This is a genomic window from Streptomyces palmae, from assembly GCF_004684805.1.
GTDB lineage: Bacteria > Actinomycetota > Actinomycetes > Streptomycetales > Streptomycetaceae > Streptomyces > Streptomyces palmae.
The window spans coordinates 1-4,401 of the sequence record NZ_SRID01000485.1; the positions used below are offsets into that span (position 1 = coordinate 1).

Annotated in this window: 4 protein-coding genes; all 4 read left to right on the forward strand. The window is 74.9% G+C overall.

The window, feature by feature from the left end; genetic code table 11:
- The first annotated feature begins 132 nt into the window (after positions 1-132).
- The 4 genes from E4099_RS29640 (at position 133) to E4099_RS29655 (ending at position 4,346) form a co-directional block, all read left to right on the forward strand.
- Entirely contained in the window at positions 133-570 is a 438-nt protein-coding gene (locus E4099_RS29640) for a DUF3499 domain-containing protein (protein ID WP_135342196.1), read from the forward strand.
- 88 nt (positions 571-658) lie between these two features.
- Positions 659-2,017, forward strand: coding sequence for a phosphomannomutase/phosphoglucomutase (locus tag E4099_RS29645; RefSeq protein ID WP_135342197.1), 1,359 nt, complete (start codon positions 659-661; stop codon positions 2,015-2,017).
- 322 nt (positions 2,018-2,339) lie between these two features.
- A complete protein-coding gene (locus E4099_RS29650) occupies positions 2,340-2,522 on the forward strand; it encodes a Trm112 family protein (protein ID WP_135342198.1) in 183 nt (60 codons plus the stop codon).
- A gap of 501 nt (positions 2,523-3,023) precedes the next feature.
- Positions 3,024-4,346: an SIS domain-containing protein gene (locus E4099_RS29655; RefSeq protein ID WP_135342199.1), complete on the forward strand. Its 1,323-nt coding sequence runs from the start codon at positions 3,024-3,026 to the stop codon at positions 4,344-4,346.
- The last annotated feature ends 55 nt before the right edge of the window (positions 4,347-4,401 follow it).

Consider the following 4,401-nt stretch of genomic DNA (forward strand, 5'->3'; position numbering starts at 1 on the left):
GTCCCCGGCCCTCCCGGCGAGCCGGCCACTCCACCCGCCCAACCGCCTGGTCTTCGTCCCCACGCAGGTCAGCAGGGGTGTGCGCGTAACGGACGGGAGGGGCGAACCGGGACGACACGGTGGAGTGAGCTGATGGAGAGTCGTCGCGGCCCGCTCAAGAGTGCGGTACCGTCCAACGTCGTGAGCCCTGTACGTCGCTGTTCGCGCACCGCGTGCGGTCGTCCCGCCGTCGCGACACTGACGTACGTCTACGCGGACTCGACCGCCGTGCTCGGACCCCTCGCCACCTATGCCGAACCGCACTGCTACGACCTGTGCTCGGAGCACTCCGAGCGGCTGACCGCACCGCGCGGTTGGGAGGTCGTACGCCTGGCCGTGAGCGCCGGGCCCTCCCGCCCCAGCGGTGACGACCTGGAGGCACTGGCCAACGCGGTACGCGAGGCGGCCCGCCCGCACGAGCGAGCGGCCGGCGGCGGCTCCGGCGCCCCGGGCGCCGGCGGTCGCGAGGTCGACCCCATGGAGGTCGCCCGCCGCGGGCATCTGCGCGTCCTTCGCTCCCCGGACTCCTGACGGGCGTGGCGCACCCCCTGTGAGCAGTGGTGATCACCTCCTGCGGGTAGGTTGAGGAACCCGTAGACATCTCCAGAAGGGGTGGGCCGTGCCCGACTTGTCGCAGATCGTTAAGGCGTACGACGTGCGCGGAGTGGTCCCGGACCAGTGGGACGAGTCACTCGCCGAGCTGTTCGGTGCCGCCTTCGCCCGAGTCACCGGTGCGACCGCGATCGTCACCGGTCATGACATGCGCCCCTCCTCGCCCGCCCTGGCACGCGCCTTCGCCCGCGGCGCGGCGGCCCTCGGCACCCAGGTGACCGAGATCGGCCTGTGCTCCACGGACCAGCTCTACTTCGCCAGCGGGCACCTGGACCTGCCCGGCGCGATGTTCACCGCCAGCCACAACCCGGCCCAGTACAACGGCATCAAGATGTGCCGGGCCGGCGCCGCCCCGGTCGGCCAGGACACCGGCCTCGCCGAGATCCGCGCCCTGGTCGAGGAGTGGGCGACCACCGGCGCCCCCGCGCCCGCCGCCACCCCGGGCGCGATCGACCAGCGCGACGTGCTCGCCGACTACGCCGCCCATCTGCGCTCCCTGGTCGACCTCGGCGGCAGCCGGCCGCTGAAGGTCGTGGTGGACGCGGGCAACGGCATGGGCGGGCACACCGTGCCCACCGTCTTCGAGGGGCTGCCCTTCGACCTGGTGCCGATGTACTTCGAACTCGACGGCACCTTCCCCAACCACGAGGCCAACCCGCTGGACCCGAGGAACATCGTCGACCTCCAGGCCCGGGTCCGCGAGACGGGCGCCGACATCGGCCTGGCCTTCGACGGCGACGCCGACCGCTGCTTCGTGGTGGACGAGCGCGGCGAGCCGGTCTCCCCGTCCGCGATCACCGCGCTGGTCGCCGCCCGCGAGCTCGCCAAGCACCCCGGCGGCACGGTGATCCACAACTGCATCACCTCCTGGTCCGTTCCCGAGGTGGTCAAGGAGAACGGCGGCACCCCCGTCCGCACCCGGGTCGGCCACTCCTTCATCAAGGCGGAGATGGCCCGGTCCGGCGCGATCTTCGGCGGCGAGCACTCCGCCCACTACTACTTCCGTGACTTCTGGAACGCCGACACCGGCATGCTCGCCGCCCTCCACGTGCTCGCCGCACTCGGCGGCCAGGACGGCACGCTCTCCCAGCTGGTCGCCCAGTACGACCGCTACGCCGCCTCGGGGGAGATCAACAGCACCGTGGCCGACCAGGCAGGGCGGGCCGCCGCCGTGAAGGCCGCCTACGCGGACCTGGAAGGCGCCGAGCTGGACGAGCTGGACGGCCTGACCGTCACCACCGCCGACTGGTGGTTCAACCTGCGCCCCTCCAACACCGAGCCACTGCTCCGGCTGAACGTGGAGGCTCGGGACGCGGGAACCGTCACCCGGGTACGCGACGAGGTCCTGGCGATCGTCCGCGCCTGAAACGCCTGGGGCGCGCCGGGCTGTCCCGCGCCCGGGAGCGCGCGGGCCGTGCAGAGGAAGGCGACGGGGCGATCGGCACCGCCCGACCGCCCCCGCCTCGCGCGGCCCGTCCCCGGGGCGCCTCCGCGTCGGCCCGCCACGCCTCCACCGAAAGACCCGCTACGCCTCCACCGAAAGAGAAGACGAGACCGCGGAGACCGGAAGCACCCCCTCCCGGATCCGCGGCGGCGTCCGCGCCCCCGGTCGGGCCCCGGGCGGCGCTGGGGCTGCCCACCCGGCGGTACGCTGACGAGGCCCAAACCATTCCCGAAGGGACACGCCGATGCCGCTCGAAGCCGGTCTTCTGGAGATCCTCGCCTGCCCGGCGTGCCACGCCCCGCTGCGTGAGGAGTCGGAGCCGGACACCCCCGAGCTGGTGTGCACCGGCCAGAGCTGCGGCCTCGCCTACCCGATCAAGGACGGCATCCCCGTCCTCCTCGTGGACGAGGCCCGCCGCCCGGCCTGACGGAGTTCGGGCACGAGCCGCCGCACACCATCCATCGGGCGTGGCCCAAGCCGACCCGGTCGGCGCGGATCCGGTCGGACTGTCCCTCCTCCTACGGGGAGCCGACAGCCTCGACACCTCAGAAGAGGGCGCGGCGCCGGCACCCCGGGCCAGGTGCAGGAACGGCAGAAACGGCCGGCAATGCCCCGGGGCCGACCCGGCACCCCCGCCATCCGACCGGTCCCGCCGGAAGAGCACGGGCACGGCGGGCGCCGGATCGACCGTCCGGGGTACTCGTCCGGGTACGCGTCCCGGACACGCGGTACACGGACAGAGCCGGCAACGACCGCCCCGGCGGTCGGCCCGGTCGGAGACGGCAGCCCGTACGGCAGGAGAGACGACAGCACGGCCGGTCGGAGACGGCGGCACGCACCGGCGAGACCGCACCGCCGCTCGAACCGAACAAACCGAATAAGCCGCACGACCCAACCGCCAGCCACGGCGAACGGAGGCCGAAGCACGATGCTCGACGAATCCCTCCTCGACGCCCCAGAGGCGCTGGCCCGCGCCGATGTCCGCGGTCTGCTGCGTGCCACTGCCGAATCCGGCGCCCGGGTACGGGCCGCCGCCCGGCACGCGGCCGAGGCGGGCGTCCCGGAACTGCGGCCGGACGGCCGTCCCCGCGGGGTGCTGGTCGCCGGTCCCGGTGCCGCCGGCAGCTGCACCGCCGACCTGCTGGCCGCGCTGAGCGGTGGAGTCTGCCCGATCACCCTGATCGGCCCCACCGGTGTCGCCCCCGCCCCCGGCGCGCTCCGCTGGACGCTGCCGGGCTGGGCCGGCCCCCTGGACCTGCTGCTGATCGCGACGCCGGACGGCACCGAACCGGGCCTGCCCAGCCTGGTCGAACAGGCCTACCGCAGGGGATGCTCCATCGCCGCGGTCACCCCGGCCCGCTCGCCGCTGACCGACGCCGTGGCCCAGGCACGCGGACTGGCCGTCCCGCTGGCGGCGTCCCCGTACGCCACCGAGCCGTACGCCACCGCCCCCTACGACACCGAGGAGGCCGAGCCACCCCAGCCGCCGGTCGCCGGCGCGGTGGACGCCCCGGCGCCGGGCACACCGGGGGAGGCCGAGCCGGGGGAGGCCGCCGAACGGCCCCGGCACCCCGAGCACCCCGGCACCGGGCACGCCGCCGACCCGACCGGCACCGCTCCCGACGAGGTCACCGGGCCCGCGCTGCCCGGCACCCTGTGGGCGCTGCTCACCCCGCTGCTGGCGCTGGTCGACCGGATCGGCCTGATCGAGGCCTCGCCCGCCGCGCTGGCCCAGGTGGCGGACCGGCTGGACCAGGTCGCCGAACGGTGCGGCCCCGCCATCGAGACGTACACCAACCCCGCCAAGACCCTCGCCGCGGAGCTGGCCGGGGCGCTGCCGCTGGTGTGGACGGAGGGGCCGGTGGCCGGCGCGGCCGGGCGCCGCTTCGCGGGCCTGCTGGCCGCGCTCGCCGGGCGGCCCGCGCTCGCCGCCGAGCTGCCCGGGGCGCTCGCCGCGCACGGGGCCCTGCTCGCCGGGGCCTTTGCGGGCGGCGCCGACCCGGACGACTTCTTCCGCGACCGGGTCGAGGAGCCGGAGGCGCTGCACGCCCGGATCGTGCTCTTCCGCGACCATCCGGTCGGCGCCACCTCCGCGGTACACACCGCCCGGGAGCTCGCCCTGGTGCACGACACACCGGTCAGCGAACTGGAACCGGCCGATGGCGGCCGACTGGAAACAGCCGCCGAACTTCTCGCCATCGCGGATTTCGCCGCCGTTTACCTCGCGATCGCCTCCGCGGAGAGATCATGAGCCGTGGGCCCCGACGGCCCTCCGGCCCCGGACCCCGACCGGCCGGGCCGTACCC